This window comes from Rhodopirellula sp. UBA1907, from assembly GCF_002337565.1.
GTDB classification, from domain to species: domain Bacteria; phylum Planctomycetota; class Planctomycetia; order Pirellulales; family Pirellulaceae; genus Rhodopirellula; species Rhodopirellula europaea.
In genome coordinates this window covers 62,722-86,293 of the sequence record NZ_DDGH01000053.1, presented here as the reverse complement: position 1 = coordinate 86,293, position 23,572 = coordinate 62,722, and the positions used below count along the sequence as shown (strand labels likewise).

Here is a 23,572-nt window from a genome sequence, read left to right as displayed (position 1 = left end):
TCTGATCAAATGTATCGGAGCGTCGAGAGTCGAACGCCGTCCATCCCGTAAAACCGTTAAAACCGGGCCGAGTTGACAGTTCGGGATGGTCGAAGTGGCGGTTTTTTCGAGAATCCTTTGACGCCGTCGAAAAGATTGGGTTTGCTGATGACTGGCCGCTGAAACTACGACGGCCGGTGCTCAACGAACAAGGATTCAATTTGTCTTTCTACGTCTTTTTGCTGGTCTTGGTATCGCTCTGCTGCGGTTCCGCCCCTGGTTGGTCGGAACCGTCGTTCCGGTCGGTGATGGCCAGCGTCGCGTTGGTTGCGGGATGGACAATCCTTTGTCACACGGCCGCTCGGATGATGGTTTTGCAGGTCAAGCGAGGACACATGCGAATTCGCGACGCGAGCCGGATGCTTGAGATTCAGCTGGACATTTTTCGCTGGCTGGGACTGCCCGTCGTGCTGACTTGCCTCGGTGCGTTTTCATTGGCCGCTTGGTCTCGCGAACAACCGATTTTGGAATCCAGCATGATGCTGCAATCCATCGTTTTGTTGATGCCTGGTATCACCATTCTGCTGGCGACCTGGTCCGCCGAGCATGTCTTCGGGGCTCGGCTGAGCCTGACTGACTCGTCTCTACGAAACTACTTTGTTTCGTTGTGGTCTGGACTTCGTGCCGGTCCCGTTTGGTTGATCATTCCAACCATGCTCTTTTTGTTGCTGGGTGATTTGGCAGAATGGAGCCAACCGATCGCGACGGGCAACGCGGTAGCAATCGGTATCGGCGTCGGCATCGCGGTGATCGCATTTGTGCTGCCGTGGATCGTTGGCCGAGTCATCCGGCAAGAAACAATGTCGACCACAGATCGCGAATCGATCACGTTGTGGCTCAACCGAGTCGGCGTAAAAACCGAAGGATGGACTGCGATGCGGATTGTCCGTTGGAACACAAGCGGACGTGTCTTCAACGCGTTGGTGGCTGGTTTGTTTCGTCCCGGTCGCATGCTGCTGTTGTCCGATCGCGTGTTGGATGAATTGCCCCGTGGTCAGTTGTTGATGGTCGTCATGCACGAAGTGGCTCATGTGCGTCGCTGGCACGTTCCAATTCGGATGGCTGCTGTCGCTCCAGCATGGTTTGTTTCGATCTGGGTTGGATCCTTGTTCACAAATGAATCTTTGGGAGCAACCGTTGGCGGGCTGACTGGATTGTTGTTGACCGTGGGAACTTTGAGTGCCGTTGCGTATTTGACGGAATGGGACGCCGACGCGGTCGCTTGCAAGTTGGCCGTCAAAGCCGGCGGGCAGGCTGAGGGGATGCCGGCGACGGAAGCCGAAGCGGCGGGAATGATGGCTGCGGCCTTGGGACGAGTCACGGCCGGACACCCCGCGGCACGTCGAGCGAGCTGGTTGCACCCCAGTTTGGCGATGCGAGTCAAACGGCTGGCCAAACCACCTCGCATGCATCTGATTTGATCGAAACTTGCTCGCATCTTCATGATGGTCGAGCTCAGATGGGGAAGGACTTGTAGAGGGCTTTGAGTTAGAATCGTGGTCCCCCACACGTTTCCCACCTGAAGAAGAGCCCTTTGCATGCGTTCCCGCCATCTTCTGTGTTTGTTCGTTGGACTGATGGCTTGGTCCAATTCGCTCGCACCCATCCCAGCCAACGCGGCAGACTCCGCCCGCCAGCCAAACATTCTCTTTGTTTTGTACGACGATCTTGGTTGGGGCGATTTGGGGTGCTACTACCAGAACGAATCCAAGCACGACAGGACGCACCAAACACCGCATTGGGATGCGATGGCGGCAGAAGGCTTGCAGATGCGGAACCACTACTGCCCGGCCCCCGTGTGTGCTCCCAGTCGCGCGTCGCTGCTGACCGGTGTGCATCAAGGCCATGCGTCGATCCGAGACAACCAGTTTGACAAAGCGTTGCCAGACGTTCCGACGGTCGCATCGGTGTTGAAAGACGCTGGTTACGCGACGGCTCTGGTCGGAAAGTATGGTTTGCAGGGCGAAGGCAGCAGTGCCGGCAATTGGCCGGCGTATCCGACCAAGCGTGGGTTTGACGAGTTCTTTGGCTACGTGCGTCACCGCGACGGGCACAATCATTATCCCGCCGACAAATGGCCGATCGCCAATGGCGAAGCCCACGCCAACCCGGTTGAATTGTGGCACAACGACGACGAAATCTCATCGCAACTGAAAGGCTGCTACACGGCCGATTTGTTCACCGCGAAAACGAAAAAGTTCTTGGTAGAACACAAATCGCAATCGGCGGACGAACCGTTCTTCGTGTTCCTTTCCTACGACACACCTCACGCATCGATCCAGTATCCATCGGCGCCCTATCCAGAAGGCATGGGCGTCAACGGTGGCGTGCAGTGGCTCGGCGAGACCGACCGGATGATCAACACGGTCGGGCCGATTGATTCGTACAAGCACCCTGACTATGCCAACCAAGGTTGGACGGATGCCGAAGTACGCTTCGCGACCAGCGTCCGACGGCTCGACGACTTGATGGGCGACCTGCTGCAAACGCTTCGCGATTTGGAACTCGACGAAAACACGCTGGTGGTCTTCTCCAGCGACAACGGTCCGCACAGCGAATCGTATATCCAAAACGTGAATTACGACCCGGCATCGTTTCAATCGTACGGTCCGTTTGATGGGATGAAGCGAGATTGTTACGAGGGTGGGATCCGTGTTCCGACCATTGCCTGGTGGCCCGGAAAGATTGCACCTGGAATCGATCAAAGCCCAAGCCAATTCCACGATTGGTTGACCACGTTTGCCGATTTGGCGGGAGCGACCGTTCCAGCCCGAGCAGACGGTGTTTCGCTGGTTCCCACGCTGTTGCAAGATGGCGAACAAGCGACGCCGACGACCTACGTTGAGTATTTCAACGGCGGCAAGACTCCGAACTACAAAGACTACGAGCCATCTCGCCGGGGAGCTCGTCGCGGTCAAATGCAAGCGATCTTCATGGACGGCTACAAAGGCGTTCGGCACAACATTCAATCGCACTCGGATCCGTTTGAAATCTACGACGTCGCGAAAGATCCCGGCGAAGCCAATAACTTGGCCGGAACGTCGCCCGAAATGAAAAAGCTGCAACAACGGATGCACGACCGCGTGCTTCAGCTTCGTTCAGCCAACGCGACCGCCGAGCGTCCCTACGACGGCGAACCCATTCCCGCGGACGATTCCCTGAATGCGGACGACGCGATGGTGGTCACGTATTGTCCAACCAAGACATCCTTTGTTTCGCGTTTGGATCCTGCTCAATCGACCAAGGTGGATGTCGAAGGATTGGATCTCGCCGACGCAGTTCGCTCCGCCGGCAAGGGCAACGCACGCGTGCAAACGGTTTTGAATGTCGCGAAAACTGGGCGATACGAGTTGCGATTGACGGCGACCGGCGATGCTGTTTTGCGTTTGCACGACGCGGCTTTGATCGACACGACCGGTCAGGACAAGACGGATGCATCGGTGGAAGTCACGCTGCAAGCCGGCACGCACCCGGTTGACATGATCGTCCGTTTGGCGGGCAATGATTCCGTTCCCGCATTGGAACTGAACGAGCTGCCAGACGCTCCGAAAAAGTCACGCAAACCAGCAAAGAAGAAAAGGAACTCCAAATGAATGCTCCCGCCGAACCACTTCGTTATGCAATTCTAGGAAGTGGTGCGGTGGGCGGTTTGTATGGAGCCATGCTGGCCCGATCCGGATGCGACGTGCACTTCTTGTTGCATTCGGATTTTGACCACGTTCGGGAAAATGGGTTTCGAATCGACAGCGTGCTCGGCGACTTTGTTTTGGAGTCGCCTCAAGTCTACGACTCGGTTGAAACGATGCCGAAATGCGATGTTGTGATCATCGCGTTGAAATCGACTCGCAATGCGTTGTTGGACGAGTGGCTGCCGCAAGTGGTCGCTGACGACGGCGTGGTGTTGACGCTGCAAAACGGGTTGGATGTCGAAGCCGACGTGCGACGGACGGTTCCCGCCGGACGAGTTCTCGGTGGATGCTGTTTCCTGTGCAGCAACAAGGTCGGACCAGGGCACATCCATCACTTGGATTACGGGCGGATCGCGTTCGGTGCCTACCAAGAAACCGGCGTCGATCCCTCGTGTGCCAATGAGGTGGGGCGCCGCATTGAGACGGACATGCAATCAGCGGGGATCGACGCGAATTGGAGCGACGATCTGGCCAAGACTCGCTGGCGAAAGTTGATGTGGAACATCCCTTTCAACGGATTGTCGGTGGTACTCGATGCGTCGACGGATCGAATCATTGGATCTCAACCTGGTCGCGACTTGGCGAACCAACTGATTGCCGAAGTTCACGCCGGCGCCGCTGCTTGCGGCGTTGAGATTGATGAAAAGGCGATTCGGGCGACGATGGAACACACCGAGACGATGGTTCCGTACGACAGCAGTATGCGGTTGGACTTCTTGGCCAAACGCCCCATGGAAGTCGAAGCGATCTTTGGTAACCCGCTGCGAGCGATCGGAGATCGTGCGAGCGAGATCGCCCCGTCGATTTCAATGCTGTATCAGCAACTCGCGTTTTTAAACGAAGCGATTTGCCAAGACGCGTGAAGGTCAACCAAGAGCCTTCTTGGAGACCGCGATGCGTTTGCGATCCAGGTCAATCTCGAGGACTTTGATTTTGACCACGTCGCCGACCGAAACGACCTCGGAAGGATCGCTGACGAATTGGTTGGCCAACTGAGAGACGTGGATCAACCCGTCTTGGTGGACACCGAGATCGATGAACGCACCGAAGTGCGTCACGTTGGTGATGACGCCTTCCAGCACCATTCCTTCGCGAAGATCTTCCATCGATTGGACGGAATCATCGAACTGGGCGACCTTGAATTCGCTTCGAGGGTCGCGACCGGGTTTGCCAAGTTCCGCGATGATGTCACGGATGGTTGGAATTCCGAAGCGGTCGTCCACAAACGAATCAGGTTGCAGTTTCTGGCTGAGCGTCGCATTGCCAACGAGCGTTTTCACATCGGCATGCAATTGCTTGGCCATGCGGCTGACCAGCGTGTAGCTTTCGGGGTGCACGGCTGAATTGTCCAGCGGCTCATCACCGCCGCGAATTCGCAGAAAGCCGGCTGCTTGTTCGAATGCCTTCTTTCCAAGTTTGGGAACCTTCGTCAGTTCCTTACGGCTGCCGAAACGCCCGTTCGTGTCTCGGTATTGAACGATGTTCTCGGCCAATTTCGGTCCGATGCCGGCGACTCGCGACAGCAATGGTACGCTGGCCATATTCAGGTCCACGCCGACGTGGTTCACGCAGCTTTCGACGGTTCGGTCAAGGCACTTGCGAAGCTGAGGTTGGTTCACATCGTGTTGGTACTGTCCGACACCGATCGATTTGGGGTCTGTTTTGACGAGCTCTGCCAACGGATCTTGAAGGCGACGTGCGATGCTGATGGCGCCACGAACGGTGACGTCCAAATTGGGGAATTCCTTCCCAGCCAATTCGCTGGCCGAATAGATTGACGCCCCCGATTCGCTGACCATTACCTTGGTGACATCCAACTTGTGATCGCGAATCAGTTGGCCGACAAAGGCATCGGTTTCTCTGGAGGCGGTTCCGTTGCCAATCGCAATCAGTTCAACATGGTGTTTCTGTACCAGGGCCAAAAGCTGCTTTGACGCTCCGGCGGTGTCGGATTTGGGAGGCGTCGGATAGATCGTTGTGTTGGCCAGGAACTTTCCAGTGCCATCGACCACGGCGACTTTGCAACCAGTGCGAAAACCAGGGTCGATACCGATCGTCACGCGAGGTCCGGCGGGAGGCGACATTAGCAGTTCGTGCAGATTCTTGCCAAACACATCGATGGCTTCTTCGTCGGCCTTCTCCTTCAACATTTGCAGCACGGTCGACTGCGTTGCCGGTTGAAGCAAGCGTTGAAAACAGTCTTCCGCGGCTGATTCAAGTTCTCGAGCGAATTCGAACGATCGGTTTTGGATGAACGTGGATTTGACGTGCGAGATGGCACGGTCTTCTTCCATTTTCAGCCCAACACGAAGGATGCCTTCCGCTTCGCCACGCAACATTGCGAGCAATCGGTGACCGGGAATGCGAGCGGCTGATTCGGCACGATCCAGGTAGGCTTCGTATTTGTCCGCTTCGTCCTTCTTGCCGCGTTTGACCGCTGAAGTGATCTGCCCGAACTTGGTTCCTTTCTCGACCATCCACTCACGAACCGACGCATCTTCGCTCCATTGTTCAGCAACGATGTCGAGTGCGCCGGCCAGAGCCGCGTCGGTGTCGGCGACATCCAAATCTTGATTGACAAATCCTTGGAGTGTTTGCTGTTTCGATTGAGGCAGCTTGGTTTGTTTGAGAAGCAGATCAGCCAGCGGTTGAAGCCCTTTTTCGCGTGCGATCGTTGCTCGCGTGCGGCGTTTCGGTTTGTAGGGCAGGTACAAAGCCTCGAGTGATCGCAGATCCGTGCAGGCGTCAATCTGTTTGCGAAGCTCAGCGGTCAACGCACCTTGTTCTTCGATCGTTTTGAGAACGGTTGCCTTTCGAGCCAACAAGGCGTTGTGCTTTTCGAGAGCGTCTTCGATCGCGCGCAGAGCGATTTCGTCCAAACCGCCGGTGACCTCTTTGCGATACCGGGCGATGAAGGGAATCGTGTTGCCGGCTTCGAGTAGCTCGATGACCGCGGCGACTTGTTTCTCTGGAAGATTCAGTTCACGAGCGATGGATTGCATAGGACGAATTGTCAGTGCTGCGAAAGGTTGCGAAGTCGATGGTGGATCGGTGAATCATTTCGGATGAAACGATCGAGCGGCAGTGATACTCAAGCGTGTCGTCGTTGTGCCATCTCAAAATGGTGTTTCACGGCGCGGCCGCTGATGGTTGTCTTTTCTAACAGCTCATTGGTGATTGCGCGGATCGCTTCGAGGTTGGCTTCGTCGTTGAGAATGTGTTCTGTTTTGGAAAGCATGCGTTTGAGCAGTGTTTCATGCTGTCGCTGGGACGCGGCTCGTGTGCACAACCGTGCCGAGACCTCTCGCAAGTCCTGCGACGCACCCGCCGCGCAATAGACTCCTGTGAAACGCGATTCGGAAACCATCCCGGCCAGCAAAACCAGCACGTCGTCTTCGAGTTGGTCCTTGCTGCCTTTGGATCGGCCCTTTTTGATTTCGCAGGTGCCAAGACGTGATCCACCGAACTGCAGCTTGCCGGGAGCAATGGTGACCTTTTGAATGCTTCGTCCGACGGCCATCGCCATCACCGCGTGGCCGGCTTCGTGATACGCGGTCGCGATGGTTTCTTTGGAAGCGGTGGGGGAGGGAGGTGATTCCCCGTTTTCGGTCGTGTCTTCGTTCGGTTTCATCGCGGCAGTATAGGTGAGATGAAGCACAGCAGCGATCACCTAATCATTGGCCTCATTCTTGCCACGGCCGCCAAAGCGAGGAGCTTTTCGAAGTGTTGTGAATTGAGTTTCAAACGAATGCGCTGTGGTGGGGTGTTCCGTAGGATTTGGGATCAATCCTCCCTCGCAATTTTCTGGGGCGACGTTGGTTGCAACGCCGGGCTGCTCCGCTCTGTTAAAATGTGCGGTCCAGGGGATCTGCCACGTGCCGATTCCCCCGCGTCTGTTTGGTCGCTCCCATCCCCATCCCCACTCAGAAGATTGCCATGGAACGCCGTTCTTTTCTTGCCGCCACTGCCGCTGCTGCCACCGTTGTTGCCACTCAATCAAATCCCGCTCAAGCAGACGAAAAGCGACGACCTCGCCGCGTCGCCTTGATCGGATGCGGTTGGTACGGCAAATGTGATTTGCTGCAGCTGATCAACATCGAGCCTGTTGAAGTGGTTTCGTTGTGCGACGTCGATCAAAAGTTGCTGGATGAATGTGCCGATCTGATCGCCTCTCGACAGAAGTCCGGCAACCGTCCCGAAACATTCGCGAATTATGAACGCTTGCTTGCCAAAAAGAACGTGGACATCGTTTTGGTTGACACGCCGGATCACTGGCACGCGCTGCCGATGATCGCCGCGGTCGAAGCAGGCGCCGACGTCTACGTGCAAAAGCCAACGGGTGTCGACACGCTCGAAAGCAAAGCGATGTTGGACGCGGCACGCCGGACCGGACGCGTTGTGCAAGTCGGCACCCAGCGCCGTAGCACGCCGCACTTGATCGATGCGAGGAAGAACGTTGTCGATGCTGGGTTGCTGGGCAACGTCGCGTTCGCCGAAGTCTGCTGCTATTACCACATGCGAGCAAATTCGAATCCGCCTGCGATCGATCCGCCTCCGCACTTTGACTACGAAGCTTGGACAGGTCCGGCCCCGATGCGTCCCTACACCGAGCTGACTCATCCACGCAAATGGCGAGCGTTCATGGAATATGGAAACGGCATCGTCGGCGACATGTGTGTCCACATGTTGGACTTGGTACGTTGGCAATTGGATCTTGGTTGGCCCAAGCGAATCAGCAGCGTGGGTGGCATCATGGTGCAGAAGGATTCACTCGCCAACATCACGGACACACAAACGGCGACGTTTGACTTTGATGGCTTGGACGTGGTCTGGACTCACCGAAGTTGGGGCAGTGCTCCCGATCCCGAGTACCCGTGGGCGGCCAAGATCTACGGCGACAAAGGCACGCTGAAGTTGAGCGTGAACAAGTTTGAGTTTGAACCGCGCGGTGGCGGCAAGAAATTGTCCGGCGAAGCAGTCATTGAGACTGACAAATACCCGACCGATGTCACCGACAAAGAGAAGTGGGCACTGGAACTGCACGTTGCTTCGGCAATTCGCGGTCACATGCGAGACTTTCTCGACGCGATTGACAACCGTTCCAAACCGGTTGCTGACATCGAACAAGGTCACATCAGCAGCGCGTCATGCTTCATGGCGAACGTGGCAATGGAACTCGGGCGAACACTTGAATTTGATCCGGAAACGCACACGATCGTGGGTGATGAAGAAGCAACCAAAAAACTGAAAAGAAACTATCGGTCGCCTTATCAGCACCCCGCCGATCGGGCATGATCGTCTCGCGGATCAAGATCGCCTGGATGGTAGACGCGAGCCACTGAATGGTTTCGGTGTCTTGCATTCGTCATGGTTGTCGCATCAAACTTGGTGCGAATGCTGAACTTCTAAACGCTTAATGTTTCCTTGAGGGTGTGTGATGAATCGAAAATGGATCCGAGGTCTACTTGGCATCGTGGTTGTGGTTTCACTTGCGGCGGATCGTCACGCGGCAAACGCTGATGATCCGACACCTGGGTACAACCACAAGATCCCTAAGAAAATTCTCACGCCAGATGTGGTCGAAACCAAGTTGCTCGGCGAATTGAAGTTTGATGATGGACGACCTGACGAAGCGACCAATGAGAAACTTTATGACTTCCTCACCGTGATACGCGGCACAGAAGCCTTCCTGAACGGGATCCCCGCCACTTCCATCGAAGGGCTTCGGTTGGGGCATGTTGAAATGGGACTGGAAACATCCAACCAGTTCATGATTTTGGATCGCCTTTTAGATTCCAACCCGCTCTTTTTGACCGGCAACACCGACACCGTGTACTGCTCGGGATTCTTGGATCTCAAGCGGGATGGGCCGACCGTCGTGGAGGTGCCCGCCAAGTGTGGTCCTGGCACAGTCAACGACGCGTACTTTCGGTTCGTGGTTGATATGGGAGTCCCGGGGCCAGACCGAGGAAACGGGGGAAAGTACCTGATTCTGCCACCCGACTACGACGGCGAATGGGAGGGACCGATTGGAGGAAAGGCAACCGAAATCGATGGGGAAAACTACTTCGTCGTTCAGTCAACCAGTTGGGTGAACTGGGTGATTCTTCGCGGCTTTTTGGTTGATGGAAAACCGGATGCTTCCGCCGAGATGTTTCGCAACGGTCTGAAGGTTTACCCGTTGTCGAAGAAGTCGAACCCACCAGCGATGAAATTTGTTAGTGGGTCGGAGAAGAGTTTCAACACCATTCACGCCAACACCTTCGAGTTCTACGAAGAGTTGGCGACGGTGATCCAACGAGAACCGGTGAGCATGCTCGATCCCGAGCTGCGTGGGATCTTTGCCGCGATCGGTATCGAGAAGGGAAAGGAGTTTTCTCCAGATGAGAAGGAGAAACGACTGTTGACAGAGGCGGTTGCGATTGGCAATGCCACCGCTCGGTCAATTGTTTTCCGGCCGCGATTGACTGGCGTCAAATATTACCCTGGCAGCGCGTGGATGACCGCATTCATTGGGGGCGACTATCAGTGGTTGAAAGACGGCGGTCAGGGTGGACGCAATCTTGATGCAAGAACGCTTTTCTTTTACCAGGCAACGGTCAACACGCCGGCGATGGTTTTGAAGATGACCGGCAAGGGCTCACAATATGCCTACGCTGTCGTCGACAAGGAAGGACGATATTTGGACGGGAGCAAAACCTACAAGCTTCATCTTCCCGCCAACGTCCCAGTGAAAGACTTTTGGTCCGTGGTCATCTACGATCCGCAGACTCGGTCCGAGTTGCAAACCGGGCAACCGTTCCCCAGCAAGAATAACAAGCGGGACAATCTGCAGACCAACCCAGATGGTTCGGTTGATCTCTATTTCGCACCGGAGAGCCCAGCCGGAAAAGAATCGAATTGGATTCAAACCGTCTCTGGAAAAGGCTGGTACACGCTGCTTCGTCTGTATGGACCGTTGGATCCTTGGTTTGAAAAGACTTGGCGTCCCGGCGAGATCGAACTCGTCGATGACGCCGACTGAGTTTTCGATCTGGATGCTATTTGTCCGACCATACACCGAACTCGTTTCCGGACGGTTCGGTGAAGTGGAAACGGCGGCCTCCGGGAAAGGAGAAGATGTCCTGGATCACGGTTCCACCCGACGTCTGGACTTTCGCCATCGTTGCTTCCAAATCATCGCTATAGAATACGACGAGCGCGGCGCCGTTCGACGTCAGCGATGATTTGTCGGACTGATAGAAACCACCGTCCAGGCCTGTCGATTTGTCGAAGGCGGTGTACTCGGGTCCGTAGTCGGTGAACTTCCAACCAAAACAGGTTTCAAAGAAAGCCTTGGTTTTTGCCATGTCTTTGGCGGGGATCTCGATGTAGTTGATCGATTCGTGTTGGTTGCTCATGCGAAGTCCTCAGGCGTGAAAGGGAAACGACGCCGCAAACCTAGCAGGTGGATTGCCGACAGGGCACACCGGATTCATTCGACATGCATCAAGTAAGCGATCAGGTCGGCCATCGCCTGCGGATCGAGTTGTTCTTCCAGGCCTTCCGGCATGATGGACATCCCGGTGCTTTGCAATCGTTCGATGTTGACTCGAAGTAGCGAATCTTTGGCCGATTCGGCACGCTGCAGCGTGATCGAAGTCGCTGATTCTTCGGTGATCATCCCTGTCAGCGTTCGTCCATCGACGTCCAAGGCAACATAGTTCAGATACTGAGGGTTCACTTCGCGGTTGGGATCCAAGACGTTGGTGAGGATGAAGTCGGCTCCGCGAGTTTTGACCGTCGCCAAATTCGGACCGATCTCATGACCGCGATTTTCGAGTCGATGGCAATTGGCACAATGTGTCGAGAAGAGCTTGCTGCCACGAGCGACATCACCTGACAATTGCAGTGACTCTTGGTAGGCCTGAACGACTTGTTCGCGGTTCTTTGATCCGCTTGACTCGAGCAGCTCGGACGCGAGTTTCTGAGTCGATGAGTCGGTCGATTTGGCAGCGAGTTGCAAACGCGATCTGGAGACTTCGCTGAGAGGGATATCTCCCGATTCGATCGCGTTTAACAAACCAAGCAAACGGTCAGGCCGCGAAAACAGGATTTCGCTGGCCGTTTCGCGAAGGCTGGGGCTGAGGCTGCTCCACTGCGACAACAAGGTTTCGGTGATGTCGCTGGAATCAAAACGGCCCCAAGTGATCATGGCCGCGCGTTGGATCGCGATGGGATGACGGCTGTCGATCAAGTTTGGCAAAACAGCTGACGCCCGAGACGCGGAGGCGTAACGCAAATTCTCAACCGCGCGAACGCGAACATCGACGGGTTCGGATTCATCGAGTGCGACTCGCTCAAGTCGTTCGAGCATCTCGCTCATCACGCGATCAATCTTTGTGAGCTCACCGGATTCTTCGAATTGATGAAGCAACGTGTCCTTGCGTGAGCGAGATTCCAGTAGCTTGCCGAGAATCGGAAGAGCAAAGTCGCCATCATCGGGTGTCAGGTCCGACACCGCTGCGATTGCCATGCGGATATCGGTTGGACTGTTCTGCTGAGTGATCTGAGACGCCAAACGACCGACAAATTCGCTGAGTCGGTGTTCAAACGGCGTTGTGAGTAGCTCGGCAAACAATTCACCAGCACCGTCGGCAACGGAACTTTGCACCGCCGTTTGCATCCATCGGTCAGTGGGGTTTCGGCGAATGATCTTGGCAAGCGTTTGTGTCTTCTCGAATCCGGCAATCGATCCCGCGGTGAAAGCGAGCTGGTAGCGGACTTCAATCGATGGATCGTCGGTTTGTTCCGCGAGTTTGTTTCGCAAAGCTTCGCTCGACGGCAGTTTCTCCGTCAAGCGAATCGCTTGTTTTCGAATGGAAGGATGAGGATCGTTCAGTCTCGGAATGATGGTTTGTTCATCGAGTTGTTCGAGACCGTCCAGGACTGCTAACGCGTGCAAGCGTCCCAGCGGTGTTTCGGGGTGGTTGGCCATCTGTTTCAGTTCGGCGATGCACTTCGATTGTCGTTCGAACAACAGACGGCTTGCCGTTTCGCGATGCCAAGCGTTGGGGTGAGCAAGTATATCGACCAATTCGAGATCGCTTGCACGATTCAGATTCGGTGTTGGGCGATGTTGGAATTCGTTTGGCACGAGTCGGTACAGACGGCCTCGATCGCGTCCCGAGGTCAGGTCCAAGTGCTGCTTGATTTCAGCAGGCAAACTTTTGGGGTGTTCAATGACTTCGCGACAAACATCGATGATGTGCAGCGAACCATCCGGCGCATTTGCGAACTGAGCCGGCCGGAACCAGATGTCGGTGGAGGTGACCAGTTCGCTGTTGGTGTCGACTCGTTTGCCGATCCATTTCAATCCGCTGGGATGGAGTCGTTTGCGATGGATGAGGTTGCTTCCCACATCGCCGATGATTGCCATACCTTGAAAAGCCTCGGGCCAAGCGTCTCCGCGCACAATCGTGACTCCGGTTGCACCGGTGAAGTAGCCCGCCGCTCGACCGCCACCTTCAATCGGTCCGCGTGCCTTGCCGCTGACTCGCAAACGCGTGCGGACAATCCGCCAAGGTTCCACGGGGCTGGTTCGAAACACTTCGGCTTGCGGTCCATCTTCGGCAATCGACACCCTCGCTGCAGCGGGCTGCAGAAGTGGATTGCGACCGATGTAGTGATCTTCGTACATGACCTGCTGAAGGTGATCGCTGTTGGACGAAACAAATTTGCGACCCCAATCATCGAAACACATTCCGTGTTGAGCCGCACCGCTGGTCAATTCAAATTCACCCGTCCGGGGATCCAACGCGATGTCACGGCCTCGAACATTGATCGCGTCCGATTCAGGTTGCCCCGGCCGCAGAATCATTCCGCCCGTGCTGCTGCACGCGATGTGAATACGATTGTCGAGTCCCCATCGAAACGAGTTCATGAGGCCCTGGACGTTGGATGTGCCGAATCCGGTCAAGACAGTGTCGCGCTGATCCGCTTTTCCGTCGCCGTCCGTGTCGCGAAAATAGTAGAGGTTGGGTGCATCACCGACGAACAGTCCACCGTCCCACGGGAACAAACCGGTCGGCCAAAGAAGCCCTTCCGCGAAAATGGTGCTCGAGTCATAAACTCCGTCTTGGTTCAAATCCCGCAAATGGGAAATTCGCGAGATGCCTTTGTCACGATCTTCGCTGTAGCCTCGCATTTCGCAAACGAAAAGCGATCCATCCGCGGCCCATTCCATGGCCACGGGGCTGGTCACCAACGGTTCACTGGCGATCAATTGGATTTGAAAACCATCGGCAACTTGGAAGTTTTGCAGTGTTTCCGAGGGAGGAGTTGGTGGTACACGTGGGAGCTCGTCGGAGTAGTCATCCTGCGTGAATGCTGAAACGCTCACCAGCGAGAACGCGAGGGAAAGGCTGGCGATGAACGTGCGAAGTATCAAAGAACGATTGGCTAGCATCATCGTGTTTCAACCTCTACTGGCGACGAGGTATCGGTCTCGACAGTTGACTCTTCGACTGATTCTTCGGCGTTGACTTCCAGAAGCTCTCTCACGCCATTGATCAGGACAGTCTCGACTTCGGGAGCCACCTTTGATGCGCGCTGGCTCGTTTCGTAGCCGCCTTGTCCATACGCTTCCTCGGTTCCGATGTATCCCGGCCCGTAGTCGCCGTACGCTGCCATAGCAATTTTTAAGTCTGGTCGCATTGCCTTCGCGGCCAACTGGTATTCGACGAAAAGCTCGCCTGGCATGTGCAACAGACGAACGTCGGCGATCGACAGACAACTCAGTTCAACCTTGTGTCCGTTCTGGCAACGCAGCAGCCACGCCAAGTCATCGGGACTGCCCCAATAGTCGGTCGTGTTCCAATCACCCAACTTTTGTCGCAGTGTATCGGCGTCCAAGTGAGGAGCCGGCGGAAGCGAAACTGGCGTGAACGTCCAGTCAATATCATCTGTCGTGATGGCAAACTTCGTTGTGTTGTCGGCTGATTCTTCCATCGCATCCGCGACACGGTGAGCCAGCCTCATGCGGTTGGCAGGCGAACCATCGTTGTACTTGCCCGCGCCAATGTTTCCGCCGGCACCATTGAAATGAACGTGAAGCACATTGGGGCGTGCTTGACCACGAATGAATCGAGCCAGTCCGGGGAAATCAGGGCTGGGAACACCCGTTCGATAGTAGCTTTGTGGATGACACGCGTAGTGCGTGATCACCGCGAGGGCTTTGTCGCCATTGAAAAACGTCAGCGAAGTCAGTTCGGGATCGATCGTTCCAACGGGAGCGGCGATCATCTTGGGATCACGGCAAGCGGTGCAGCGAGTCGCGATGACCTTGCCCGTCTCGTCTTGTAGACGGCGGTTGGATGCGACGTCCTTCACTTCAGCCGATCCCCAACCCGCGTGCGTGACCTCGGTCGCTCCGTTGATTCCTTCCTTGACCGCATCGGACAAACGATTCAAAACTTCACGCGCGAGTGAACTGTCATATGGGCCCAGGTCGGACTTTCCCGCTTCGTTGACCAGCCGTTCCGCAGTGAAATCACAACGAGGTGCGTCGTGTTGATGGAGCGTGTGCACGGCGACTCGTTCGGGAGTTGTACCCGCGGCTGCCGCTAATCGACTGCGAAATTGGTCGTGTCCTTCGTTGCCAATCCCGATCCAATCAACCGCACACAGCACGATTGGTTCATCGGCACCGAGTAGGACGATGCCGCGAGCCCGAAGTGTCATTTCCTCCACCCGTTTGACGCGGTCGTAGGCCATCATTGAGCCGACCGTTGGCGTCGCATCGACGTCGAATCTCGCCAACCGAATTGTGGAAGCTTCGGTCACCGGGTTCGGTGCTTCGTCCTGTGCCGACACGTTGTTCGGAACGATTAACGCGGTCACTATCCAAGCGACCAGTACGTTGGCGACAAGGACGCTCAATGGAGGACGGGATGTCATGGTGGGTCTCCGGGCATGTCGCCGAGCACTCGTGGTAGACCGACTAACTCCGCAGCGAGCTTTTCAACACAACTAAGCTCAATTGAGATCGTGTGTGTGTTGAGGGTGCCAAACTGACGAGCTTCGTCGTTCCATTGGAGATGGATGGCGATCAGGGGTGGGACTTGAGGCGGGAGCCACCGCTCGAACAAATGGAGTTCCATTGCACCAGCGGGCTGGTCTTATAGTAGCAGATCGCACCCTATGAGATGGGGCGATGTACGCAACTTTGCGTTTGCCGAACGACTGCTCAGCCAATAAAGGGAGGTGCGTCACAAACGGAGGCTGCAGTGGCATTGATGATCGATGAATGCGAATGCAACGTCACCAAATACGAAGGAGCGGCCAGATTGCCGCCCCGATGAGCAGTTGATGACAACTGCCTTTGGCATGAGTGAAGACTGACAAGCAGACATAGCACGTTGATATGGCAATGCCTCGACTAAGTCTGCTCGATCGTTCTTGGAACGAGATCAGATCAGTTTCGTTTTGCCTGGGATGGCGTAGCTAGGCTCAGGACGACTGCCGTCCCACTGCAAGTCTTTGGGGAAGAGGTCCAGTTCTGATTCGTTGGCGACGAAGTCCCAAGTCACCTTCTTGCCGGTGTAAGCAGCCATGCGGCCCATGACGGCAGTCAGCGAACTCTTGGCGGTTTCGAGCAACTCGACGATTGGTTCGCCGCTTCGGATCGAATCGATCAAGTCCTTGTGCTCTTGGCGGTAAGCATCCGCGATGCTTCCTTCGAGTTTCAAAGTTTCCTTGCCGTTGCGGTCCAGGAAGGTTGATCCGCTGCTGCCGGCACCGATGACGGCGAAGCCCTTGGTTCCGCGAACGGTGCTGCCGTTTTCGGCGGTTGAACCAGGGATTTGGCGACACATGAACGAAACCGGACGCTCGTCGGAGTACATGTAGTCGATCGACATGCTGTCCCACATTTCGCTGTCGTCGGGACGGGTGAAGCGTCCGCCGGAACCGTAGGCGCTGACCGGTGGTCCTTGCATGACCCAGTTCATCAGGTCGATGTTGTGAACGGCTTGCTCCGCGATTTGGTCTCCGGACAACCAAATGAAGTGCATCCAGTTGTTGAGTTGGTATTGCGTGTCGCTGACGCCTTCGGCTCGGTTCTTATACCAAATGCCTTGGCTGCAGTATCGCGAGGTCATGCCGATGATGTCACCAATCTCACCGTCGTGAATCCGCTTGACCGCTTCCATGTAATTGGATTGGCGACGGTACTGGGTTCCGGTGACGATAGCCGTGCCATTCTTCTCGGCTTCTTCGTGTGCGGCGACGCAGATCCGATATCCGGCGGGATCGACGCAGGAGGGTTTCTCAGCGAAGACATGCTTGCCGGCTTTGACAGCTTCGGCGATGTGAGATGGACGGAAGGCTGGTGAAGTCGTCAAGAACACAACTTCGACTTCAGGGTCTTCTAGAACCGCCTTGTAAGCATCCAAGCCTGAGTGAATGCGATCGTCGGCGACATTGATCTTGTCGCCGTGACGACGAGTCATTCCCTTGCGAAGTCGTTCCGCGTTGCCAGGATCCAAGTCCGCGATGGTGACCAATTCGATGTTATCGTTGATCGAAAACGAGTCGTTGACCGCACCCGTTCCACGTCCGCCCGCTCCGACGATTCCGATTTTGATCTTGCGATTGGGATCAGTGGACGCGGCGTGAGTGTGAACCATTTGGCTGGCACCAACCGTTGCTGCCAACGCGGCGGAAGCGGAAGCACCGCGACGCAGAACTTCGCGACGGGAGGTGGTTGGTTGATTAGAAGTGGTGCGGTTCAGCTTGTCATTCATATCAGGCTCACTCGGAAACAATCACAGGGAAGAACTGCGGGACGCAATTCGGAAGGTTGGAAATCAGGTGGGATGAAGGCGGAAAAGAATCTGGTGGGAGGGAAGTAATGCGAATGGGAATCGGACGAGGCCACCGGTCATCTTCGGGCGCAAATCAAGCTGTCTTGGTGACCTCGTCCATCCCATCCGATTGGTCCACAAAGTGGGCCAACCGAAGTTTAGTTTAGTTGGGGTGTTTGGTTGGATTGGCTGTTCGGGCGTTCGGTATGGTTTTGTTGCTGGAACCGGGGCTAACGCCCAAACGGCTGACTCGGTCGAGATGCTGGCCCGCTAAGTCGTGCGTCTAAGTACTAATGGTTTCGTTGGTTTCTAGTTCGATGGTTTTGCCCGTTCGGAAGGATTCGTCCGCAGCCGCGACAATTTTCATTGAGTTGACGGCGTCTTGCAGGTGAGCAGTCAAATCGTTGTCTTGTTGTATCGCGTCAAGGAAGAACTGTTGTTCTCGATGGCACAGACCGTCGTGATCGGGTTCGTCTTCCAGATGGATCCATTCGTCGTCGCGGGCGAAGTTGCCTTCCGCGTTCAACTTTCCATGGTGCAAACGAATGGACTCTGTTTTGGTGTGAGCATCCACGTTGTCGCTTTGTCCCGTTGAAGAGGCCGATTCAGCGACGATGGAAACCGAACCGTTTGGTCCGACAACGTCTTTCACGAAGAACGCGGTCTCGCTCATCATTGGGCCCCAACCGGCTTCGTACCAACCAACTGAGCCATCTTCGAATGTGACCTGGAGTTGGCCGTAGTTGACCATGCCTTCGGGGAGTTCATCGGTCAGTCGCGCGCCGATTCCGGAAACTCGCACTGGACGCGAACCAGTCATTTGGCACATCACGTCGACGTAGTGAACACCGCAGTCGACGATGGGCGACACGGTCGACATCAATCGTTTGTGTGTTTCCCAAGTGGCACCCGATGATGATTGATTCAGGTTCATCCGCATCACCAACGGTTTGCCCAAAGTGTGAGCGATCTCTATGAAACGGTTCCAACTCGGGTGATGTCGCAGGATGTAACCCACAACGACTTTGCGATTGGTCGCCAATGCGGTGGCTGCGATTTCTTCGGCGGCTTCGACGGAATCGGCCAAAGGCTTTTCAACAAACACGTGGCAGCCCGCTTCCAAAGCCGTTGTCACGAAGCGTGCGTGGGTGTCGGGCCAAGTCGAAACGCAAACGGCGTCTGGTTGGGTTGCCTGAAGTGCTTCGTCGAAGTCTTGATAGGTTGGATAGTCGCTGCCCAATTCTTCGTTCAGCTTTGCACCGGACTCTTTGGACCGAGTGCAGATGCCGACGATTTCAAACCCATCGATGGCTTGGTAGGCCAACGCATGAGACCGGCCCATGTTTCCGGCACCGACGCACAGGATGCGAATGCGTTCTTGGTTCGTAGCAGAATCACTCATCGGATTGTTTCTCCCAGCGTGGCCGAGGACAAACAATCAGCCGCCGCGTCGTCGAGCAGGTATTGCACGTCGCCGTGTGTTTGCAAGTAGGTGGCAGGAATGGTGGAGCTGATCCGGCCTTCAATGGCTCGCTGGACGATGTCAGCTTTGTGTTCACCGAACGCGAGCAAGCGAATTCGGCGTGATTGCAGAATGGAATCGACTCCCATCGTGATCGCGAGCAGCGGAACATGCTCGATGCCGCCGAAGTCCTTGACCGCATCCAGACGAGTCAAATCGTCCAGTTTGACCATTCGAGTCCGCGTGTCTCGCGTGGCACCCGGTTCGTTGAATCCGATGTGTCCGGTGCGTCCGATCCCCAGCAATTGCAAATCAATTCCACCGGACGATGCGATCAGTTCGTCGTAGTCTCGGCAGTACCCGGGAACCGCTTCCAACTCGATGGTTCCCTTGGGGATGTGAACGTTGGCACGGACAACGTCGATGTGATCGAACAGGTGCTGATTCATGAAGCGAACGTAGCTTTGCGCCGCGTCCGGTTTGATCGGGTAGTACTCATCCAAATTGAATGTGACCACGTTGTGGAAGGACAATCCTTCTTCGCGGTGCATACGCACCAATTCGCGATAAACGCGAATGGGAGTTGATCCGGTGGCCAATCCCAAAACGCAGTTGCGATGTTGGGAGGCACGGTGACGGATCAATGATCCGATTTCTCTCGCAACCCGTCGGCTGGCGTCACCGGCGCTTGCCATTCTCAGGACGGACAGCCCCGACGTGGATTGGGTTGGGTTGTTTAACGGCGAGGGACTTTCCAAAGTACTACTCATGAGTGTGTCGCTTGCAAGGCAGAGTTGGTCGAGTGAGAAGAGTGTTGGATCGGAAAGAGAGCCGAGAGTACGTCATCGCCTGGGTGCCCGTGCCCGCGATGTTGTACGAACGCTTCGGCGGCTCGCGTTCCGATGTCAGTGCCCCGCGCTTGGCTGTGTTCACGCATTGCGGTCAAGTACTCGTCGATCCCGTTGTGTGAACGCAACCATTCCAATTGGCTTTTGTGGTAAGCCAGCATCCGTGTTTTGGTTTCGAGTTGTTCGCTGATATCGACGAACGTTGTCGGTGTGATCGCATGGCCCATTCGGTCTTGGCCATCGTGTCCGTCGGTGTAGTACAAATAGGGAACCTGCGAACCTTCGATGACCGGTTCGGAAGAGGCATTCGGGGCGGCGTAAACAAAACTCGCCGCTCGTCCGAGTTGGCCGGTGATTTCATGATCGGCGTGGTAGTCCGACATTGGCATGGTGATTACCAACGTCGGTGCGATGCGCCGGAAAATATCAATCGACTTTTGCAATGATTGGCGGTCGTAGACGAGGCGACCGTCCGGTTCGTTGAGTGTGTGGAAAGTTGCACCAATCAACTCGGCCGCGTTGGTGCCTTCGGCGAATCGAATGCGTGCGGTTTCATCAGGGCCATCGTTCATCGATCCGCAGTCACCCGCGGTGACGGAGACGATATGAACTTCCCAACCTGAATCCTGCAGTCGAATCAGTGTGCCGCCACAAGAGATCTCCGCATCGTCGGGGTGGGCCATGAAGGCGAGCGCCACTTTTCGATCAGGAACGGAGGGACGGGTTGGCATGGCGGGGCGACTCACGGTTAGGGGATGCGATCTGTCGGGCGTCATTCTGCAGACTCAGGGCTTATGTTTCTCCACAATGATTGCCCTTTTGTGGTACTCTGTTTGCGCGGTCACGGGGCCGATTATGAAACTACGCGCATTTTTCCAGGAAGTAATACTTTCTGCGCGCGAGCGTCGCTGGCATGGCGGTGAATGGATCCAGCCGGCAATTTCCACCGAACGGCGTCTCCAACCATTCCATTGCAACGTTCTGACTGACTCGAACCATGGCGTGTTCATGAAAGCCTCCTACGAAAAGCTGGTTCCCAACGACGGCCAATCATTTCGATGTTTTGACCGTGCTTCGTTGCAGTCGCCAGTCAAATGGCACCGGCACCCCGAGGTTGAATTGACCTACATTCCGTCGGGCGTGGGTTCACGAATGGTGGGTGATCACATCGGCAGTTACACCGATCATGATTTGGTGTTGTTGGGATCTGAATTGCCGCACACGTGGGCATCCGACGAATACCGAGGCCAGGTTTACGATTTGCATTCCGCGATGGTGTTGCAATTTCATCCTGACTTCTTGGGGCCCGATTTCTTTCGACTCAACGAGATGGTGGAAGTCCATCGTTTGCTTCATCGTGCCAGTCGCGGGCTGTGGTTCCCGGCAAGGATGGCGGAATCGATCGGTAGCCAACTGATCGATTTGGAAAAGCAGCGGGGAGCGAGACGTTTGGTAACACTGCTTTCAATCTTGGATCAACTTGCAAGTTGCACCGAAGCCGAACCTCTAGCGTCGCATCTGTATCGGGCCAGCAACAACGAAGAAGTGGAGACTCGCATCCAGGTGATTTGCGACCACATCACGCACCATCTCACCGATCCCGAATTGACGCACAGCGAGTTAGCGGAACTGGCGGACATGAATGCTTCCGCGTTCAGTCGGTTCTTCAAGCAATCGACCGGGCGAACGGTGTCCGCGTACATCAATGAGTTGCGGATCGGGTTCGCTTGTCGATTGCTAACCGACACAGACGATTCGATTTTGTCGATCAGCCAGCAATCGGGCTATCAAAATTTGTCGAACTTCAATCGACGATTTCAGCAACACCGAAAGATGACACCTCGTGAGTACCGCAATCGAGTTCGAATCGCGGTTTGAACGATCGATCTCAGTTGGAAGATTCTTCCTTCGAAATTGCTTGTGTCAGTTTGACCTTCATTTTCAGTGACTTTCGCCGCCACTTCGCCGCTTCTTCTTGGTCACCGCCTTTGAGGAAGGCGTCCGACACAACCATGAACGCCTCTGAGAGGATTTTGGGATCTTGCGGATCTTTGGCTTCCTGAATTCGACGCACAAACTGATCCATTTTTTCGCGAACTTCCGGCAACGCACAGATCCTCTCTCCATCTCGCGTGGAACAGCCGAAGACGATTCCCGCCAGCTTGTCGTAGTCGCCGAGCAAGTCCGTTCCCTTGGGAACCAACCGCATCACGATTGAATTTTCGGAGTCGTTGGGGACTTCCATCTTGAAATTCCGGCGTCCGAGCACGATGGGTACCTCGTAGCGATCGTCGTCAACGTAAAGCTCCCAGGTGCCAACAGGCAATTTGATCCTTGCGATGCCATCCTCGTCGGTTTGGTCGATAAATGTCGATGGATAGCGAGGCTGGTTTTGTTGATTTTGGAAGTACGCGAGCAAGTCGGGGGTATCAAAGAAGTCCGCACTCCGCGTTAAAGGTGTGCCGTAAACTTGTGATCCCCAATTGGTCCACGAGACGTTTGGATAGGCGGTCACTTTCACGTCGCGAAGCGGTTTGTCGTCCATGCTTTTCACCTGGACCCGGCATGGATGCAATGATTCCAACTCCAAAGTGATCGGCGTGTCCAACGGCGGATCAAAGATGTGAGGGTGACCGTGACGACTGTTCAGCGTTTGGGCTGCTTCCGGGGAACGGACTCGGTGATTTTCGGTTAGCCCGATAATTTGAATGGATTGATCTCTCGGCCAGCCTTCAATCAGAAAGGTCCCTTCGGCGTTGACTGGGACCCAAGATGACCAAGTCACCCGTTCCCGAGCTGACTTTGGCGGAACGGTCATCGCCAGAACACGGCCATCGACGACTGGACGCGGAACATTGTCTGCAAGTTTTCCGGAGACGGCCGTGGCGGAATGAAGCGCAACATCCATCGGCGTGTTTGCGCCAGGGGTGAGTTCGACTTCGAAAATTCCACTGAAGTGCGTGGGTTCCCCATCGACCAGACGAACCAAGAGAAAGTCGCATTCACCGGGGAACAGATTATCAACGCGGACTTGGTCGCCTTGGATCTCCCGGCGGAAACTATTTTCCCAAGAACCGATGTCGGAACGAAGGACTTGGATTTGGTCCATCGCGAAGTCGTTGTCTGGCTCGATGCGCGGCCGGAAAAGGATGCTTGCTGCCGGCTGCATTTCGATTTCAAACACGTCGTCGGACGGTACGTCCATGTGAATTGCATCTGCCAAACAGAATGACTCATGTCGAACATGCACAGACACTTGCAGTGTTCGTGATTTTTCGGCGACATCACGATAGAACGGGTAGGAGATATTCGCGATTCCGTGCTTGTCCGTTCGGGCAGCTTCCGGCTTCATTTCGGAAGCGTCTTTGCCATTGCTGAGCCAATGTCCGTGGCCCTGCGAGTACCGAAGTGCCCACGGAGTCACCACCGCACCTTCGATCGGATCGTCATTGGGATCGGTGACTTGAACAGCAATCGTTTGTGTCGTTTGTTCGCCCACGATGGTGAACAGATCGTTCTCGTCCGCTGAAAGCGAACAACGGTCGGTTACCGCAAACAACAATACAACGGCAGTTAGCAGCGATAATCTCATCACAAGTGGCCCTCGAGGTTCGCGAGTTCAGGCGTCAATTCACATGCGATGCCTGCTGGAATTATAGGGGAGCCACTGAGGCGATAGTGGAATTGCCG

16 protein-coding genes are annotated in these 23,572 nt (G+C 55.4%); 6 read left to right on the top strand and 10 right to left on the bottom strand.

The window, feature by feature from the left end; all coding sequences use genetic code 11:
- The first annotated feature begins 176 nt into the window (after positions 1–176).
- The 3 genes from B2R17_RS11325 to B2R17_RS11315 all read left to right on the top strand — a co-directional run bounded on the left by B2R17_RS11325 (position 177) and on the right by B2R17_RS11315 (position 4,591).
- Positions 177–1,460, top strand: a complete 1,284-nt coding sequence (locus B2R17_RS11325) for a M48 family metalloprotease (protein ID WP_286764072.1) — start codon at positions 177–179, stop codon at positions 1,458–1,460.
- 117 nt (positions 1,461–1,577) lie between these two features.
- Positions 1,578–3,632, top strand: a complete 2,055-nt coding sequence (locus tag B2R17_RS11320) for an arylsulfatase (RefSeq protein ID WP_286764071.1) — start codon at positions 1,578–1,580, stop codon at positions 3,630–3,632.
- Positions 3,629–4,591, top strand: coding sequence for a putative 2-dehydropantoate 2-reductase (locus B2R17_RS11315; RefSeq protein WP_286764070.1), 963 nt, complete (start codon positions 3,629–3,631; stop codon positions 4,589–4,591). The genes B2R17_RS11320 and B2R17_RS11315 overlap by 4 nt, the downstream gene beginning before the upstream one ends.
- Before the next feature lie 3 nt (positions 4,592–4,594).
- On the opposite strand, the gene B2R17_RS11310 is transcribed toward B2R17_RS11315, so the two are convergent.
- Together B2R17_RS11310 and B2R17_RS11305 are read right to left on the bottom strand one after the other, a co-directional pair.
- The gene (locus B2R17_RS11310; RefSeq protein WP_286764069.1) at positions 4,595–6,730 is read right to left on the bottom strand and encodes a Tex family protein; all 2,136 of its coding nucleotides are present in this window, start codon (positions 6,728–6,730) and stop codon (positions 4,595–4,597) included.
- Between the two features lie 89 nt (positions 6,731–6,819).
- Positions 6,820–7,386: a cell division protein FtsH gene (locus B2R17_RS11305; RefSeq protein ID WP_286764068.1), complete on the bottom strand. Its 567-nt coding sequence runs from the start codon at positions 7,384–7,386 to the stop codon at positions 6,820–6,822.
- A gap of 278 nt (positions 7,387–7,664) precedes the next feature.
- On the opposite strand from B2R17_RS11305, the gene B2R17_RS11300 reads away from it, so the two are divergent.
- Together B2R17_RS11300 and B2R17_RS11295 are read left to right on the top strand one after the other, a co-directional pair.
- Positions 7,665–9,023: a Gfo/Idh/MocA family protein gene (locus B2R17_RS11300; RefSeq protein WP_286764067.1), complete on the top strand. Its 1,359-nt coding sequence runs from the start codon at positions 7,665–7,667 to the stop codon at positions 9,021–9,023.
- 142 nt (positions 9,024–9,165) lie between these two features.
- Positions 9,166–10,752: a DUF1254 domain-containing protein gene (locus B2R17_RS11295; protein ID WP_236625438.1), complete on the top strand. Its 1,587-nt coding sequence runs from the start codon at positions 9,166–9,168 to the stop codon at positions 10,750–10,752.
- A gap of 16 nt (positions 10,753–10,768) precedes the next feature.
- Here B2R17_RS11295 and B2R17_RS11290 read toward each other — a convergent pair whose 3' ends face one another.
- The 7 genes from B2R17_RS11290 to B2R17_RS11260 form a co-directional block, all read right to left on the bottom strand.
- Entirely contained in the window at positions 10,769–11,128 is a 360-nt protein-coding gene (locus tag B2R17_RS11290) for a VOC family protein (RefSeq protein WP_286764066.1), read from the bottom strand.
- A 74-nt stretch (positions 11,129–11,202) separates the two neighbouring features.
- Complete coding sequence (locus B2R17_RS11285; RefSeq protein ID WP_286764065.1) at positions 11,203–14,178, bottom strand: PVC-type heme-binding CxxCH protein; 2,976 nt, start codon at positions 14,176–14,178, stop codon at positions 11,203–11,205.
- The gene (locus tag B2R17_RS11280; protein ID WP_339887939.1) at positions 14,175–15,608 is read right to left on the bottom strand and encodes a hypothetical protein; all 1,434 of its coding nucleotides are present in this window, start codon (positions 15,606–15,608) and stop codon (positions 14,175–14,177) included. Before B2R17_RS11280 ends, B2R17_RS11285 begins: the two co-directional genes overlap by 4 nt.
- Before the next feature lie 569 nt (positions 15,609–16,177).
- Positions 16,178–17,512 (bottom strand): Gfo/Idh/MocA family protein, encoded by a 1,335-nt coding sequence (locus tag B2R17_RS11275; RefSeq protein WP_286764063.1) that lies wholly within the window; start codon positions 17,510–17,512, stop codon positions 16,178–16,180.
- A 343-nt stretch (positions 17,513–17,855) separates the two neighbouring features.
- Positions 17,856–18,974 carry a Gfo/Idh/MocA family protein gene (locus B2R17_RS11270; RefSeq protein ID WP_286764062.1) on the bottom strand — a complete coding sequence of 373 codons (1,119 nt, stop codon included), beginning with the start codon at positions 18,972–18,974 and terminating at the stop codon, positions 17,856–17,858.
- Complete coding sequence (gene nagB, locus B2R17_RS11265) at positions 18,971–19,804, bottom strand: glucosamine-6-phosphate deaminase (protein ID WP_286764061.1); 834 nt, start codon at positions 19,802–19,804, stop codon at positions 18,971–18,973. Before nagB ends, B2R17_RS11270 begins: the two co-directional genes overlap by 4 nt.
- Positions 19,801–20,613: a PIG-L deacetylase family protein gene (locus B2R17_RS11260; RefSeq protein ID WP_286764060.1), complete on the bottom strand. Its 813-nt coding sequence runs from the start codon at positions 20,611–20,613 to the stop codon at positions 19,801–19,803. The genes nagB and B2R17_RS11260 overlap by 4 nt, the downstream gene beginning before the upstream one ends.
- A gap of 277 nt (positions 20,614–20,890) precedes the next feature.
- Between B2R17_RS11260 and B2R17_RS11255 the strand changes: the two genes are divergently transcribed.
- Positions 20,891–21,760, top strand: a complete 870-nt coding sequence (locus tag B2R17_RS11255) for an AraC family transcriptional regulator (RefSeq protein ID WP_037254690.1) — start codon at positions 20,891–20,893, stop codon at positions 21,758–21,760.
- Positions 21,761–21,770: 10 nt separating this feature from the next.
- On the opposite strand, the gene B2R17_RS11250 is transcribed toward B2R17_RS11255, so the two are convergent.
- A complete protein-coding gene (locus B2R17_RS11250; protein WP_286764059.1) occupies positions 21,771–23,474 on the bottom strand; it encodes a hypothetical protein in 1,704 nt (567 codons plus the stop codon).
- Positions 23,475–23,572 lie beyond the last annotated feature (98 nt).